The 14,167-nt window shown below is 63.0% G+C and carries 16 protein-coding genes; 9 read left to right on the forward strand and 7 right to left on the reverse strand.

The window, feature by feature from the left end:
- Entirely contained in the window at positions 1-1,473 is a 1,473-nt protein-coding gene (gene pdxR / locus HCI85_RS08615) for a MocR-like pyridoxine biosynthesis transcription factor PdxR (RefSeq protein WP_446730775.1), read from the reverse strand.
- 103 nt (positions 1,474-1,576) lie between these two features.
- On the opposite strand from pdxR, the gene HCI85_RS08620 reads away from it, so the two are divergent.
- From HCI85_RS08620 to HCI85_RS08635, 4 genes are all read left to right on the forward strand, one after another.
- Entirely contained in the window at positions 1,577-2,209 is a 633-nt protein-coding gene (locus HCI85_RS08620; RefSeq protein WP_167144092.1) for an FMN-binding negative transcriptional regulator, read from the forward strand.
- A 16-nt stretch (positions 2,210-2,225) separates the two neighbouring features.
- A complete protein-coding gene (locus HCI85_RS08625; protein ID WP_167144094.1) occupies positions 2,226-2,669 on the forward strand; it encodes a GNAT family N-acetyltransferase in 444 nt (147 codons plus the stop codon).
- A gap of 13 nt (positions 2,670-2,682) precedes the next feature.
- Entirely contained in the window at positions 2,683-3,351 is a 669-nt protein-coding gene (locus HCI85_RS08630; RefSeq protein WP_167144096.1) for a GNAT family N-acetyltransferase, read from the forward strand.
- Positions 3,352-3,537: 186 nt separating this feature from the next.
- On the forward strand, positions 3,538-4,335 hold the full coding sequence (locus tag HCI85_RS08635; protein WP_167144098.1) for a hypothetical protein: 798 nt from the start codon (positions 3,538-3,540) through the stop codon (positions 4,333-4,335).
- Here the strand turns inward: HCI85_RS08635 and HCI85_RS08640 are convergent.
- The 3 genes from HCI85_RS08640 to HCI85_RS08650 all read right to left on the reverse strand — a co-directional run bounded on the left by HCI85_RS08640 (position 4,332) and on the right by HCI85_RS08650 (position 6,596).
- Positions 4,332-5,276 carry a LysR family transcriptional regulator gene (locus HCI85_RS08640; protein WP_167144100.1) on the reverse strand — a complete coding sequence of 315 codons (945 nt, stop codon included), beginning with the start codon at positions 5,274-5,276 and terminating at the stop codon, positions 4,332-4,334. The genes HCI85_RS08635 and HCI85_RS08640 overlap by 4 nt on opposite strands.
- A 31-nt stretch (positions 5,277-5,307) precedes the next feature.
- On the reverse strand, positions 5,308-5,700 hold the full coding sequence (locus HCI85_RS08645) for an MAPEG family protein (RefSeq protein ID WP_167144102.1): 393 nt from the start codon (positions 5,698-5,700) through the stop codon (positions 5,308-5,310).
- Positions 5,701-5,777: 77 nt separating this feature from the next.
- The gene (locus HCI85_RS08650; protein ID WP_167144104.1) at positions 5,778-6,596 is read right to left on the reverse strand and encodes a helix-turn-helix domain-containing protein; all 819 of its coding nucleotides are present in this window, start codon (positions 6,594-6,596) and stop codon (positions 5,778-5,780) included.
- Between the two features lie 152 nt (positions 6,597-6,748).
- On the opposite strand from HCI85_RS08650, the gene HCI85_RS08655 reads away from it, so the two are divergent.
- From HCI85_RS08655 to HCI85_RS08670, 4 genes are all read left to right on the forward strand, one after another.
- The gene (locus tag HCI85_RS08655) at positions 6,749-8,191 is read left to right on the forward strand and encodes an alanine/glycine:cation symporter family protein (RefSeq protein ID WP_167144106.1); all 1,443 of its coding nucleotides are present in this window, start codon (positions 6,749-6,751) and stop codon (positions 8,189-8,191) included.
- A gap of 88 nt (positions 8,192-8,279) precedes the next feature.
- Positions 8,280-9,266, forward strand: coding sequence for an asparaginase (locus HCI85_RS08660; RefSeq protein WP_167144108.1), 987 nt, complete (start codon positions 8,280-8,282; stop codon positions 9,264-9,266).
- A gap of 58 nt (positions 9,267-9,324) precedes the next feature.
- Positions 9,325-9,780, forward strand: coding sequence for a GNAT family N-acetyltransferase (locus tag HCI85_RS08665; protein WP_170049795.1), 456 nt, complete (start codon positions 9,325-9,327; stop codon positions 9,778-9,780).
- A gap of 169 nt (positions 9,781-9,949) precedes the next feature.
- The gene (locus HCI85_RS08670; protein WP_167144110.1) at positions 9,950-11,305 is read left to right on the forward strand and encodes an 8-oxoguanine deaminase; all 1,356 of its coding nucleotides are present in this window, start codon (positions 9,950-9,952) and stop codon (positions 11,303-11,305) included.
- A gap of 52 nt (positions 11,306-11,357) precedes the next feature.
- Here HCI85_RS08670 and glsB read toward each other — a convergent pair whose 3' ends face one another.
- Entirely contained in the window at positions 11,358-12,266 is a 909-nt protein-coding gene (glsB, locus tag HCI85_RS08675; protein ID WP_167144112.1) for a glutaminase B, read from the reverse strand.
- Positions 12,267-12,483: 217 nt separating this feature from the next.
- On the opposite strand from glsB, the gene HCI85_RS08680 reads away from it, so the two are divergent.
- Positions 12,484-12,879 (forward strand): hypothetical protein, encoded by a 396-nt coding sequence (locus HCI85_RS08680; RefSeq protein WP_160086170.1) that lies wholly within the window; start codon positions 12,484-12,486, stop codon positions 12,877-12,879.
- Here the strand turns inward: HCI85_RS08680 and HCI85_RS08685 are convergent.
- A complete protein-coding gene (locus HCI85_RS08685; RefSeq protein WP_090250871.1) occupies positions 12,876-13,178 on the reverse strand; it encodes a P-II family nitrogen regulator in 303 nt (100 codons plus the stop codon). The genes HCI85_RS08680 and HCI85_RS08685 overlap by 4 nt on opposite strands.
- Complete coding sequence (locus HCI85_RS08690) at positions 13,179-14,120, reverse strand: sodium-dependent bicarbonate transport family permease (RefSeq protein ID WP_090250873.1); 942 nt, start codon at positions 14,118-14,120, stop codon at positions 13,179-13,181.
- Positions 14,121-14,167 lie beyond the last annotated feature (47 nt).

Below are 14,167 nucleotides of genomic sequence, written 5' to 3' on the forward strand. Positions count from 1 at the left end.
CTATAGCAGCCAGGCGCGACGCAACGCGGTCAATGCCTCATTGATCAGCGCCTCGGGCACCGCCGCAAATCCCAGCACCAGCCCGGCGCGCTGGTCTTCCGCGGCGCTGCTGCCGGGCAGCCAGTAGCTGCTGAGCGCACTGATCTCCACGCCCACCCGCTCGGCGGCGCTGATCAGCTCGCGCTCGCGGGCCAGGCTGTTCACCCGTACGCACAGGTGCAACCCCGCGTCCACCGCCGGCAACGGTGCACAGCCCGGTACATCCGCCGGCCAGCCGGCCAGCAGTGCATCGCGGCGACTGCGGGCGGCCGTGCGCATGCGACGGATATGCCGCTGAAAGTGCCCGGCGGCGATAAAGTCGGCCATCACCGCCTGGGTGCCGATTTCCGAATGACGCATATCCAGCGCGCGACGCTGGGCAAAGGCCTCGGCCAGCGCCGGCGGTAATACCAGGTAGCCCAAGCGCAGCGCCGGAAAGGCGATCTTGCAGAAGGTGCCGACGTAGAGCACGCGGCCCTGGCGGTCGAGCGCCGCCAGGGGTGCCAGCGGCGTGCCGCTGTAGCGGTACTCGCCGTCGTAGTCGTCCTCGATGATCAGGCCGTTATGCCGCTCGGCCCATTCCAATAACTGCAGACGCCGCGCCAACGACAGGGTGACACCGGTCGGGTATTGGTGCGAGGGCGTGACATAGACCAGCCTACAGTCCTCAAGCTGCGTCAGTGCCGGAACATCCAAACCTTCGCCATCCACTGCTACGCCGCACAGCTGCGCCCCGGCTATCGCCAGGGCATGGCCGGCGGCGCGGTAGCCGGGATTCTCCAGCGCCACCCGCGCACCCGGCGTCACCAGCAGTTGCGCGCACAGGCTGATGGCCTGCTGCGCGCCATTGGTGACCACGATCTGCGCCGGGTCGCAGTGCAGCCCACGGCTGTTGCGCAGGTAGGCGGCGATCAACTCGCGCAGCTGCCAGTCGCCCGCCGGGTCGCCATAGCCCAGCCGCGCGGGCGAGGGCTTGCGCCAGAAGCGCGCGGACAAGCGCGCCCAGGTCTCGAAGGGAAACAGATCAAAGGCCGGCACGCCAACGCGAAACGCCCGTGGTGCGCCGCTCAGGGGCGGGTTCAGGTGATGCTTGTGCAACAGCTCCAGCGCCGGGCTCTGCGTGCTGACGAGTGGCTGCGCGGGCGCCGGCCGCTTCACCGCACTCAGCTCGGCCACGTAAGTGCCGGCGCCGATGCGCCCTTCGATATAGCCCTCGGCGTACAGCTGATCGAAAGCGCGCGTCACGGTGTTGCGCGAGATGCTCAACAGGTTCGCCAGATCACGGCTTGCCGGCAGGCGTGTGCGGCTTTGTAGGCGACCATCGAGGATGCGCTCGCGCAGCGCCTGATACAGCTGGCGCGCCAGGCCGCGCTGTGGGTCGAGGTGAATGCCGGACAGATCGACCGGCAACGGCGCAGCGGACGGAATGGCCATGACGATTGGCTCCATAGAAGTCGCAGAAAATGGATCTTACAACAGGCCAATAGGCGGCCTAGCATGGCTCCATCCGCTCAGGCCCCGTTTCGGAGAAACAGCCATGTACACGCCCGCCGCCTTTCGCCAGGACGACCTCGCCACGCTGCACCAGCAGATGCGTGCCACGCGCCTGCCGACGTTGGTCAGCCATGGCGCAAACGGCTTGCTCGCCAGCCATCTGCCGTTGCTACTGGAAACAGGTGAAGGCCCCTACGGCACGCTGTATGGCCACTTCGCCCGGGCCAACCCGCAGTGGCGCGACCTCGCCGAAGGCAGCCCGGCGCTGGTGATCTTCCAGGGCGCAGAGGCCTATATCAGCCCGTCCTGGTACGCCGCCAAGGCCGAGCACGGCAAGGTGGTGCCGACCTGGAACTACATCAGCGTGCAGGCCCATGGCCGCGCCGAGGTGTTCGACGATGCCGAGCGTCTGCTGCAGCTGGTCAGCCGCCTCAGCGCGCTGCACGAAGCCAAGCGACCGCAGCCCTGGGCGGTGAGCGATGCACCGCGTGAGTACATCGACAGCATGCTGCGCGCCATCGTCGGCTTCGCCCTGCCCATCGAGCGCCTGGAGGGCAAATGGAAGCTCGGGCAGAACCGCAGCAGCGCCGACCAAACTGGCGTACGTGAGGGCCTGCACGCCAGTCAGGAGCCACGCGACCGCGAGCTGGCTGCGCAGATCAGCACTGATCACTAACCCAAGGAAGACCGTTATGAGCATCGAAATCCGCCCCGTCAGCCCTACTGACCACACTGTTTGGCTGCCGTTGTGGCAGAGCTACCTGCAGTTTTACCAAAGCGAGTTGCCCGCCGAGGTCAGCGCCACAACCTGGCAACGCTTTCTCGACCCAAGCGAACCCACCCATGCCGCCCTGGCCTGGTGTGACGGTCAGGCTGTGGGGCTGGTGCAGTGGATCTTCCACCGCACGAATTGGTCGGTGGAGCACAGCTGCTACTTGCAGGATTTGTTTGTCGTCGAGGGCCTGCGCGGCAGCGGCGTTGGTCGTCAGTTGATCGAGCATGTCTATGCTCAAGCCCGCGCCGCCGGTGCTTCACGGGTGCATTGGCTGACCCACGAAAGCAACACGGACGCCAGGCAGCTGTATGAGCGCATCGCCGAGCGCTCCGGTTTTCTGCAATACCGCACACTTCTCTAACAGGACCCCCCCCATGAGCCTCACGCCGCACCTCAACTGGACAGCCGTTGCCGTGCCCAGCCGCGACCCTCTGCAAGGGCGCACTGTGCGCCTCGAAGCACTGGATCCGGCACGCCATGGCGACGACCTGTGGCAAGCCCTGCAAGGCCCGGACGCCGACCCGCTGCTCTGGGAATACCTGCCTTACGGCCCCTTCAACGAGCGCGCCGACTTCGATGCCTGGCTCAGCTGCAATGCCGCCAGCCAAGACCCCCTGTTCTTCGCGGTGGTCGAACAACGCAGCGGCCAGGTGCAGGGCGTCCTCAGCTACCTGAGCATCGCCGCGGAGCATGGCAGTATCGAAATCGGCCACGTCTGCTTCGGCCGCGTGATGCAGCGCAGCGTGCAGGCCACCGAGGTGATCTACCTGCTGGCCAAGCAGGCCTTCACCAACGGCTACCGCCGCCTGGAATGGAAGTGCAACAACGATAACGCACGCTCCAAGCGCGCCGCCGAGCGCTTCGGCTTTAGCTACGAGGGGGTATTCCGTCAGCATCGGGTGTTCAAGGACCGCAACCGCGACACCGCCTGGTATTCGATCATCGACAGCGAGTGGCCGGCCCTGGCCACCAGCTATGAGCGCTGGCTGTCACCCGATAATTTCGACGCCAATGGCCGACAGCTCAGGGCGTTGCGCCACTGACCGGTAGTTCGACCTCACAAAAAACTGGTGACTGTCGCCTGGCGGGATCAGCGCTAACGATCCCGCTAGGCGCACCGCTGTTATTGCTAATCCCGCAACAGTGTCTTGCTCGCCCGCTACTGTTTGCCGTGCAGCCCCACCCCTAAAGTGGCCACCTCCCGGTAACTGACCGCATCGAGTGTGGCCATGAAGACTCACGTGCAGCGCATCACCTACAGCCTGTTCACAGCGCTCCTGCTGACTGCCGGCCACGCCCAGGCGGCATTGGACAGCGCCAGCACTGGCCGCTTACAGGCACTGGAAACGCAACCCGAATTAGCCGGCGCGCTGATTTATCGCGGCACCACCTATGCGCTGGCGGAGCCTGATGGACAGCCCTTATTCCGCTATGAAAGGCGCGTAGTGGTTGGGCCAACAGGCCTGACGGCGGCGCACCTGACCCGCAATCCAGAGGGTCAGTTACTGATCGCCGAGACTGCGCAGGCCAGCGCTGATTACCAGTTGCAGCGCTTCACGACGCAGAACCGCCAGTCTGGGTTCAGCGGCGCCGTCGAGGTCAGCGCTGATGGCCGGACACTGCACTACCAGCTGAATGACAATGGCAACGTCAGTCAGGCCGAAGAGTCGCTTGATGCCCCGGCAGTCACCGGGCCCACCTTGCACGGCTTTATTTTGAGCCACTGGGCACAACTGCAAGACGGGCAAGAGGTGCCGATCCGCTTCATCGTGCTCAAGGAGAAGCAGACTTACGGCTTTAGCGTGCGCCTGGAGCAACACTCGGCCAGCGAAACCCGCTTCACGATTACCCCGAGCAACCTGTTAATCCGCTGGTTTATTGCGCCGCTACAGGTGGTGTTTGATCACGAACGCAAGACAGTCTTGCGCTACGCGGGACGGGTGCCGCCGTTGCAGGAAGTCGACGGCAGCCTGCAGGACCTGGATGCGCGGGTGGAGTATGAACCCGTGGCAGCCCGCTATCGCTAGGCTGATTCTGTCGGCAACCAGGGGTCACGCAAATCACCGCCGAAGCGCTCCACAAGAAAGTCGATAAATGCCCGGGTACGGGCCGGTATGTGTTTTCGGGTTGGCATGGCGGCATACAGGTTGAGCGTGGTGCCGTGCCAATCCGGTAAGACGCGCCGCAGGCGACCCTCACGCAGCGTGTGCGCGGCGACGAACGACGGCAAGCCAGCCACGCCCAACCCAGCTAATGCAGCGGCCAGAATCAGCTCTATTTGCGGGGTGGAGAGCACAGCAGCAGGCAGTGGCAGGCTTACGCTATCGGCAGCGGTGCTTGCCGAGTCCTGCCGATACAGGGTCAGCTCACGGCGCAGAGCCGAGACCGCCGGCAGCAGGCCGTGGTGCGTAAGCAAATCTTCAGGTGTTTGCGGGCAACCATGTGCGGCCAGGTAGCCTGGCGCTGCGCAGATGATAAAGCGCGAACTGGCCAGTGGCCGCACCACGAAATCACCCTGCAACCCTTGCTGGCCGATGGAAAGAATCGACACATCAAAATGCTCGCTAGCCACATCCACCGGCCCTGGTGCGGCGATCTCCAGGCTGATGTGTGGGTAACGCCGGTGAAAATCTGGCAGTGCAGCGGCCAGTTGGTGCACGGCAAACGCCGGCGGACAGAGAACACGCAGGCTACCGCTGGGCTGGCGAGTGGCGTTGCCCGCCAGGGCATCGGCCTCGTCCAGCTGCGCCAGAATGGTGTTGGCGCGCAGCAGGTAAGTCTCGCCAATCTCGGTCAACGCCAGACTGCGCGTGCTGCGGTTCAGTAAGCGAGCGCCCAGGTGCTGTTCCAGATCGGCTACCGCCCGCGTCACCACCGCAGGAGCCAGGTCGAGACTGCGCGCCGCCGCCGCGAAGCTGCCCTCTGCAACCACTTTGCTGAGTATTCGCAGTGCGCGTAATTGATCCATGCTGAGTCAGTCCACTCGTGTTGAAGGCGGCTTAACCCAGTGCCATGGCCATCATCGCCAGCCCAACGATGCCAGCCACCCAGACGGCACTGCGCAGATAGGTAATGCCCAGTATGTAAACAGGCAGATACACCAGCCGCGCCCAGATAAATACCTGTGCGCCCAGAAGCGCTTGTTCGCCGACACCGGCCACGTGCGACGTCAGGGCCAAGGCCAGAAACAGGATGAAATTTTCTTTGGTATTGGCTGCGGCGCGCTCGGCACGCGCACCCATCGGCGTAGCGGCGGGCAGCTTATCGCGATTGCTCAGACCGTCCTGCATGCCTTGCAGTGTCCATTCCCGGTTGCGCAGCACCGCGCCGAGCACGATGGCAACGAAGGTCAGCAGGGTCATGCAGACAACGACTTGCAGTAAAGGGGTCATGGTGCGGCTCCGGTTTATGGTTTTGATCGGTGGACCACTGCAACGCTAACGTACATATACAACAGAGGCTGAGCGCTTTACTCGATCTCGAACAGGCCGTTTTTCAGCGGCGCATCCGCCAGGCGTTGGCGCACGTCATCGTCGATGCGCGGATCGTCCGGACGATACAAGCGCACCTGACGGTAGGCGCTGATGCGGTTGATCTCGGTGCCCAGGTATTCCCAGACCACACGGGTGCAGGCCGGGCTACGGCGGTCGCCGCTGGAAACGCCGGTTTTCAATCCGTTGAGACGAGTGATGCGGCTCTTGTAGCTGGGAATCAGGATGGTCTGACTCATCTCATTGAGGGTCAGCGATTCATAGTCCATCAGAAACAATCGGTCCTGCAGCTGGAACGCGGCGCCCAGGTAACGGCAACGCACCCAGTCTTCGCCCTGCACGTCAGCGCTGGCGGAGCGCTCCTGACGCTCCTGGCGCTCAAACAGGAAGTCGCCGTCTTCTTCCCACAGGTGCACCAGCGACAACAGCACGGTGCCCGGCACCGACATGCAGTTGGAGTACTCGAAGTAGTAGCCACAGTAGCGCGACAGGTTGCCGGCATGCGCGCGTAGCGGCTTGAGCAACTCCATCAGCGCATCGCTGCGTGCGCCCACTGCCTGACCCGGCGTGCGCGCCCCGATCAGGTCGGCAAACTGCTCGGCCGGCAGGCTCAGCTCGTAGCCTTCAACGCCAAAAAAGTCACAGATGCGCTTGAGGTTATAGGCCGTTGGTCGGCTCTGTCCGCTCAGGTATTTATTGAACTGGGCACGATTGATCGCGAGCTTGCGGCAAACCTCGGCGATCGACCGGTAATGGCCACACAACAGCTTTAGATTGGGCCCAAGGTGGTCGGACATGGCGGCTTTCCTGGTGATGCGAGCGACGCGATTCTAGCATCAACTCGCATCAGTTCGCCGCCACCCGCGAAATTGCACCACCGGCGCGTCTGCTCAACCATGCAACCCCGCCTATATTTCCTTCACAAAACAACAAGAGAGACCTCACTGCCATGCTCGATATTCTCAACGACCTGATCTGGAGCAAGCTCCTGATCGTGATGCTGATCGGCCTTGGTCTGTACTTCACCATCGCCTCGCGTTTCGTCCAGTTCCGCTACTTCGGCAGCATGTTTCGCATCTTCGCCGAAGCCTTCCAGCGCCAGCCAGGCCAGCTCAGCTCGTTCCAAGCGCTGATGCTCTCGGTCGCCGGCCGCGTCGGTGCCGGCAACATCGCCGGTGTCTCGGTGGCAATCATGCTCGGTGGCCCGGGTGCGATCTTCTGGATGTGGGTCGTAGCCCTGGTCGGCATGGCCACCAGCTACTTCGAATGCTCCCTGGCGCAGCTGTACAAGCGCCGTGAAGACGACGGCACCTACCGTGGTGGCCCGGCCTTCTACATCCAGCACGGCCTGGGCCAGCGCTGGTTGGGTATTGTGGTGTCGATCCTGCTGCTGGTGACCTTCGGTTTCGGCTTCAACGCCGTGCAATCGTTCACCGTGGCCAGCTCGATGCATGACACCTTCGGCCTGCCGACCTATGTCAGCGGCCTGATCCTCACGGTGGTGATCGGCCTGATCATCTTCGGCGGCATCAAGCGCATCGCCAAGTTTGCGGACGTGCTGGTGCCAGTGATGGCCTTCTCTTACATCGCCATGGCGCTGTTCGTGATCGGCAGCAACGCCGATGCCATCCCGGCCACCCTGGCGCTGATCTTCAAGAGCGCGTTCGGCCTGGAACCTGCGTTTGCCGGCGGTATTGGCGCGGCCATCCTGATGGGCGTGAAGCGCGGTCTGTTCTCCAACGAAGCGGGCCTGGGCAGTGCGCCGAACGTCGCCGCCGTGGCCGAGGTCAAGCACCCGGCCGCTCAGGGCATCGTGCAGTCGCTCAGCGTGTTTATCGACACCATCATCCTGTGCAGCTGCACGGCGCTGATCATCCTGCTGTCGGGCGTGTATCAGCCAGGCACCGAAATGGCCGGCGTGGTACTGACCCAGACTGCTGTCGCCAGCGTGGTCGGTGAGTGGGGCCGGGTGTTCGTCACCGTGGCACTGCTGCTGTTTGTCTTCACCACCCTGATCTACAACTACTACCTCGGCGAAAACGCCCTGGGCTTCTTCAGCAAGAAGCGCGCGCCAGTGATGGTCTACCGCGTGCTGGTGGTGGCTCTGGTACTCTGGGGTTCGGTACAGGATCTGGGCACCGTGTTCGCCTTCGCCGACGTGACCATGGGTCTGTTGGCCATCTGCAACCTGATTGCCCTGGTGCTGCTGTTCAAGGTCGGCCTGCGTCTGATGCGCGACTACGACAGCCAGATCAAGGCCGGCGTGGAATCGCCCGTATTCGATGCGAAAAACTTCGCTGACCTGGACCTCGACCCAGCTGCATGGCCTAACGCGGCGCAAAACGCCCCGGCCAACCATGCGGAAATTGGCAACAGCGTGCATCAGCGCTAAGCCGCCGCTAACGCTGCATACGCTGTAATAAACAGGGGGCTTGGCCCCCTGTTTTCTTATAAGAACAATGAAAATACGGAGACCCCTGATGGGTTGTAGCAATCTTCTGGTGCTCTACACCGGTGGCACCATCGGCATGCAAATGAGCGCCACGGGCCTGGCCCCAGCGTCCGGTTTCGATGAGCGCCTGCGCCGCCAGCAAGCGCTGGAGTCTCAGCCGCTGCCGCAATGGACCTTCCGCGAGCTGCTGCCGCCAATCGACAGCGCCAATATGAACCAGCACAACTGGCTGGCGATGGTCGCGGCAATTCGCGCCGGTATCGAGCAGGACGGCTGCGACGGTGTATTGCTGCTGCACGGCACCGACACCTTGGCCTACAGCGCCGCGGCTCTGAGCTTTCTTCTGCTCGGTCTATCGGTGCCGGTCATTCTCAGCGGCTCGATGCTGCCGGCCGGAGCCGAAGGCAGCGATGCCTGGGGCAACCTGTTCGGCGCCATACGCGCACTGCAGGCCGGCGTAACGCCAGGTGTGCACCTGTATTTCAATGGTGCGCTGCTGCATGGCGCACGGGTCAGCAAGCTGCGCAGCGATGCCTTCGATGCCTTCCACGTGCTGCCACGCCAGCGCCAGAGCCCACGTGCGGAAAGCATTCCAGCGAATATCGACTACCGCCAACCGCGCCAGCCGGTGAATCTGGCCGTACTGCCGTTCTACCCCGGCATCCAGGCAAACCACGTGCGCGCCCTGCTGGACAGCGGCGTGCAAGGTCTGCTGCTGGAGTGCTACGGCAGCGGCACAGGCCCGTCAGACAACGCTGAACTGCTGGATGTGCTCAAGGCCGCCCATGCACGTGGCGTGGTACTGGCCGCAATCAGCCAGTGCCCGCACGGCCATGTCGAATTTGGCGTGTATGCCGCCGGCAGCCAACTGGCCAGCGCCGGGCTGATTTCCGCCGGCGGTATGACCCGTGAAGCGGCTCTGGGCAAGCTGTTCGCCCTGCTCGGTGCCGGTCTGAGCCAGGCCGAGGTGGAACACTGGTTCGCCCTGGATGTCTGTGGTGAACGCGCAGATTGAAGCTTGGGCCCTTACGGCTAGGCTGTAAGGGCTTTACCCAGCCAAGGAGAGTGTCGCCATGCCCGTTCGCATCCCCGTCGAGATCCGCCCTGTAACTGCCGCCGATCATGCGGTCTGGCTGCCACTGTGGCAGGGCTATCAACGGTTCTATATGACCGAGATCGCCGCCGCGACCAGCGACATTACCTGGCAGCGCTTTCTCGATCCGGCCGAGCCGATGCATGCCGCGTTGGCCTGGCATGATGGCCAGGCGATTGGCCTGGTGCACTGGATCTACCACCGCTCGACCTGGACACCCGGCGACTACTGCTACCTGCAGGACCTGTTTATCAGCAAGGATGTACGCAGCAGTGGTGCCGGCCGTAAGCTGATCGAGCACGTCTACCGCGAAGCCCAGGCACAGGGCTGCTCGCGTACCTACTGGATGACCCACGAGAGCAACAGCAAGGCCATGCTGCTGTATGAACGTATCGCTGAACGCTCTGGTTTTATCCAATACCGCAAAGTGTTCTAAGCACTGACTTCGTGGTCAGAAATTCTGCCATGCGCTCTTGCCGCAGGCAGATTACGGCGTTATCTTTTGCGCCACGCCCGGCCACCTGCGCCGGCCGCGCACCTGGATCAGCAGACAGGGTAAACACTGAGCTGGCTAACCTGAACCCAACTTCAGAGGAGCCAACTCAATGGCTGCTACACGTATCTGGATCAAAAACCCCCTCGCCATCTTCACTGCCAACAACCTCGACGCTGCCGGCGGCCTGGTGATTGAAGACGGTGTAATCAGTGAACTGCTCAAGGCTGGCCAGCAGCCGAGCCAACCCTGCAATCGAACCTTCGATGCCCGCGAGCATGTGGTCCTACCGGGGCTGATCAACACCCACCACCACTTCTATCAAACCCTCACCCGCGCCTGGGGCCCGGTGGTCAATCAGCCGTTGTTTCCTTGGCTGAAAACCCTCTACCCGGTGTGGGCACGCCTGACCCCCGAGAAGCTCGCCCTGGCCAGCAAAGTGGCCCTGGCCGAACTGTTGCTGTCCGGCTGCAGCACCGCAGCGGACCACCATTACCTGTTCCCCGGCGGCCTGGAAAACGCCATCGACGTACAAGTCGAAGCGGTACGCGAACTGGGCATGCGTGCCATGCTCACCCGCGGCTCGATGAGCCTGGGCGAAGCCGACGGCGGCCTGCCACCGCAGCAGACCGTGCAACAGGGTGAAGTGATCCTGGCCGACAGCCAACGGCTGATCCAGGACTACCACCAGCGCGGCGACGGCGCGCAGATCCAGATCGCCCTGGCGCCCTGCTCGCCGTTTTCAGTGACCCAGGAAATCATGCGCCAGAGCGCCGAACTGGCCGAAGAACTGGACGTGCGCCTGCACACCCACCTGGCCGAAACCCTCGACGAAGAGGACTTCTGCCTGCAGCGCTTCGGCCTGCGCACTGTGGACTATCTGGACAGCGTCGGCTGGCTCAGCTCGCGCACCTGGCTGGCCCACGGCATTCACTTCAACACGGATGAAATCGCCCGCCTCGGCCAGGCCGGCACCGGTATCTGCCACTGCCCAAGCTCGAATATGCGCCTGGCCTCCGGCATCTGCCCGACCCTCGATCTGGAAGCCGCCGGCGCACCGATCGGCATCGGCGTGGATGGCTCGGCCTCCAACGATGCCTCGAACATGATTCTCGAAGCGCGTCAGGCTTTGTATATCCAGCGCCTGCGCTACGGCGCCGAGAAGATCACCCCGGAACTGGTGCTGGGCTGGGCCAGCAAGGGTTCGGCCAAGCTGCTGGGGCGCAGCGATATTGGCGAGCTGGCCGTGGGCAAGCAGGCCGACCTGGCCTTCTTCAAACTCGACGAGCTGCGCTTCTCCGGCAGCCACGACCCAATCTCCGCCCTGCTGCTGTGCGGCGCCGACAAGGCCGACCGGATGATGATTGGCGGCCAGTGGCGCGTGATCGACGGCCAGATCGAAGGCCTCGACGTGGCCAAGCTGATCGCCGATCACCGCCAGGCGGCCAAGGAGTTGATTGCTGGGTGATGCATCCACCCTGAAGGAGCTGCTGGGCGGTACCCCGCCGCTCCTACGGCAGTTAAAACACCGACCAGCCGATCCGCTCGCTCAGCAGCTCCAGGGCCTTGATCCCGGCCAGGGAGTTGCCGGCGGCGTTCAGCTCCGGTGACCACACGCATACGCTGAAACGCCCCGGTACCACTGCGACAATGCCGCCGCCAACACCACTCTTGCCCGGCAGGCCGACGCGGTAGGCGAAATTGCCCGCCTCGTCATACAGGCCGCTGGTGGCCATGATCGCGTTGACCTGTTTGCTCTGCCGCGCACTCAAAATCGACTGACTGCTGTGCTTGCAGAAGCCGTCGTTAGCCAGAAAGCAGAACGCCCGCGCCAAGTCGACGCAGCTCATGCGCAGCGCGCAGTAACTGAAATAGCTGCGCAGCACCGCTTCCACATCGTTGTGAAAATTGCCGAAGGACTGCATCAGGTAAGCCGCCGCCGCATTGCGCGCGCGGTGCTGGTATTCCGACTCGGCCACCCGCTGGTCCACCGCCACCTCCGGGTTACCCGCCAGACGGCGCACAAAGTCACGCATCGACAGCACTGGCGCAGCAAAGCGCGACTGATTGATGTCGCAGATCACCAGCGCGCCGGCATTGATAAACGGATTGCGCGGCTTGCCCCGCTCGAACTCCAGCTGCACCAACGAATTGAAGGGTTGGCCGGAGGGCTCATGACCCAAACGCTGCCAGATATCCTCACCGGAATGCTCGATCGCCTGCACCAGGCTGAACACCTTGGAAATGCTCTGCACGGAGAACGGCGTGTGCGCATCACCGGCGCAGAACAACTCGCCATCGTTGCTGTACACCGCAATACCCAGCTGATTGGCCGGTACATCAGCCAGTGCCGGGATGTAATCGGCCACTTTCCCTTGCCCGATCAGCGGGCGGACTTGATCAAGAATTTCATTCAATAGCGCTTGCATGCTCAGGCCCATAGCGGCGCCCAGACGCCCGGGCTCTGTGGCTAGACGCTTGCGGCAAGACGCTGATCACAGCCAGGCCCGGAAAACTTTTCAGGAACACCCCCGGCACAGGCAAACCCGATCAAAACTGGGTATATTGCGCGCCCGCGCAGCTGGCCAATGGCCAGATTGACGCCTGCTCGTGAATGTTCACGGATGACCATAAGGATCGACACGCATGTCCGCACTCCGCCTCAGCACCCTGTTACTCATCGCCCTCGCCTGCGCAGGCTGCTCCACCGGCGCCTGGTTCAAACTGCCGGAAAACAGCACCCTGGTAATCAACGAACGACCGGCGAAGAACAACCAGGGGCTTGTCCGCAGCCGTCCCTTCTCCTGGGGCGCCAGCGCAGGTATTCCCTACCGTATCGAAGACAATCAGGCCAATACCATCCGCTCTGGCAAATTGAAGAGCCGTTTCCGAGTGGCCTCGATCTTTTGGCCACCAGTCGGCATCGCTTACTGGCCAATGGGTTTCGGTCAACGCTGCTTTGATCTGACCGGCGAAGCACCGCAGACCTGCACCTATCAAGACCTACTGGAACTGCGCACCGCCCATCGCCTGCGCCGCTAAAACTTTTCCGCGCGCAGCACTTCAACCTGGGCCAGGTAGCAGACCATGGCGTAGTTGGCGTAGTAGCGCGCCTGCAGGTGGCCGGCGATGCGTTCAGCGATATCGCGGGTGCAGATGATCTCCACGCGGATATTGCCTTCGGTGTCCCAGCCGGCACTGCGCACGCCGCGGCCACCCCGGCCGCGGGCATCGGAGATGGTCCAGCCCGGCGCGCCAAGCTGTTCCAGGTCAACCACCAGTTTTTTCTCCAGCGCCGCTTCGCAGATCACGGTAAGCAGGGTGCGGATATGCGCGTCCATCTAGAGCCCCCAGGCCATCAGTTGTTCGGCCAGCATCAGGTACAACGGGATGCCGACGATGATATTGAAGGGAAAGGTAATGCCCAGCGACGCCGTCAGCGACAGCGACGGGTTGGCCTCGGGCAAGGCCAGACGCAAGGCCGCCGGCACGGCGATATAGGACGCAGATGCCGCCAGCGTAGCCAGCACCGCTGTACCGCCAAGGCTCAGGCCCATAAAACGACCGAGTAGCGCGCCGATCAACGCACCGAACAATGGCATCAGCAAGGCAAAACCCAGCAGGCGCAGACCGAACTGCTTGAGCGAGCCGAGCTGACCGGAGGCAATCAGCCCCATCTCCAGCAGGAACAGCGCCAGCACCGGTTTGAACATGCTGGTGTAGAACGGCTCCAGCGGCTTGATTGCCTCTTTGCCGGCAATCGCACCGATGATCAGGCCACCGAGCAGCAGCATGATGCTCTTGCCGAGAAAGATTTCCCGGCCCAACTCGCCCCAATCGGTGTCGCGGGCAATCCCCTTGGCCAACAGGATGCCGACCAGAATCGCCGGGATTTCCAGAATGGCGACAAACAGTGGCATATAGCTTTCAAACTCGATGCCCTTGGCCAGCATGTAGGCCACTACCACAGCAAAGGTCCCGGCGCTGACCGAACCATAGTGCGCCGCCACTGCCGCGGCGTTGACCCGGTCGAAGCCCAGACCGCGCAGCACGGCAAAGGCCAGCAGCGGCAGCGCCACACCCAGCCCCAGCACCCAGGCGGCCTGCCCGAGCAACTGCCAGCTGGCCTGCTCGGCCAACTCCACACCGCCGTGCAGACCAATCGCCAGCAGCAGAATGATGGAGAGGGTTTCATACAGCGCAGGTGGCAATTTCAGCTCGCTTTTCAGCAAACCCGCCAACAGGCCGAACACAAAGAACAGCACCACCGGATCCAGACTCACCGCGCATTGCTCCCGTATTGAACTGCTATTAAGACGCCTGTCGCGTC

This window comes from Pseudomonas sp. OTU750018 (assembly GCF_011636575.1).
In the GTDB taxonomy this organism is placed as follows: domain Bacteria; phylum Pseudomonadota; class Gammaproteobacteria; order Pseudomonadales; family Pseudomonadaceae; genus Aquipseudomonas; species Aquipseudomonas peli.

Bases quoted from the DNA above. Each gene is read 5' to 3' on its own strand.
- HCI85_RS08685 (WP_090250871.1), bottom strand. From the start codon at position 13,178: ATGGACGCGCATATCCGCACCCTGCTTACCGTGATCTGCGAAGCGGCG.
- glsB (WP_167144112.1), bottom strand. From the start codon at position 12,266: ATGCAAGCGCTATTGAATGAAATTCTTGATCAAGTCCGCCCGCTGATC.
- HCI85_RS08645 (WP_167144102.1), bottom strand. From the start codon at position 5,700: ATGACCCCTTTACTGCAAGTCGTTGTCTGCATGACCCTGCTGACCTTC.
- HCI85_RS08655 (WP_167144106.1), top strand. From the start codon at position 6,749: ATGCTCGATATTCTCAACGACCTGATCTGGAGCAAGCTCCTGATCGTG.
- HCI85_RS08650 (WP_167144104.1), bottom strand. From the start codon at position 6,596: ATGTCCGACCACCTTGGGCCCAATCTAAAGCTGTTGTGTGGCCATTAC.
- HCI85_RS08635 (WP_167144098.1), top strand. From the start codon at position 3,538: ATGAAGACTCACGTGCAGCGCATCACCTACAGCCTGTTCACAGCGCTC.
- HCI85_RS08625 (WP_167144094.1), top strand. From the start codon at position 2,226: ATGAGCATCGAAATCCGCCCCGTCAGCCCTACTGACCACACTGTTTGG.
- HCI85_RS08670 (WP_167144110.1), top strand. From the start codon at position 9,950: ATGGCTGCTACACGTATCTGGATCAAAAACCCCCTCGCCATCTTCACT.
- HCI85_RS08630 (WP_167144096.1), top strand. From the start codon at position 2,683: ATGAGCCTCACGCCGCACCTCAACTGGACAGCCGTTGCCGTGCCCAGC.
- HCI85_RS08640 (WP_167144100.1), bottom strand. From the start codon at position 5,276: ATGGATCAATTACGCGCACTGCGAATACTCAGCAAAGTGGTTGCAGAG.
- HCI85_RS08680 (WP_160086170.1), top strand. From the start codon at position 12,484: ATGTCCGCACTCCGCCTCAGCACCCTGTTACTCATCGCCCTCGCCTGC.
- pdxR (WP_446730775.1), bottom strand. From the start codon at position 1,473: ATGGCCATTCCGTCCGCTGCGCCGTTGCCGGTCGATCTGTCCGGCATT.
- HCI85_RS08620 (WP_167144092.1), top strand. From the start codon at position 1,577: ATGTACACGCCCGCCGCCTTTCGCCAGGACGACCTCGCCACGCTGCAC.
- HCI85_RS08665 (WP_170049795.1), top strand. From the start codon at position 9,325: ATGCCCGTTCGCATCCCCGTCGAGATCCGCCCTGTAACTGCCGCCGAT.
- HCI85_RS08660 (WP_167144108.1), top strand. From the start codon at position 8,280: ATGGGTTGTAGCAATCTTCTGGTGCTCTACACCGGTGGCACCATCGGC.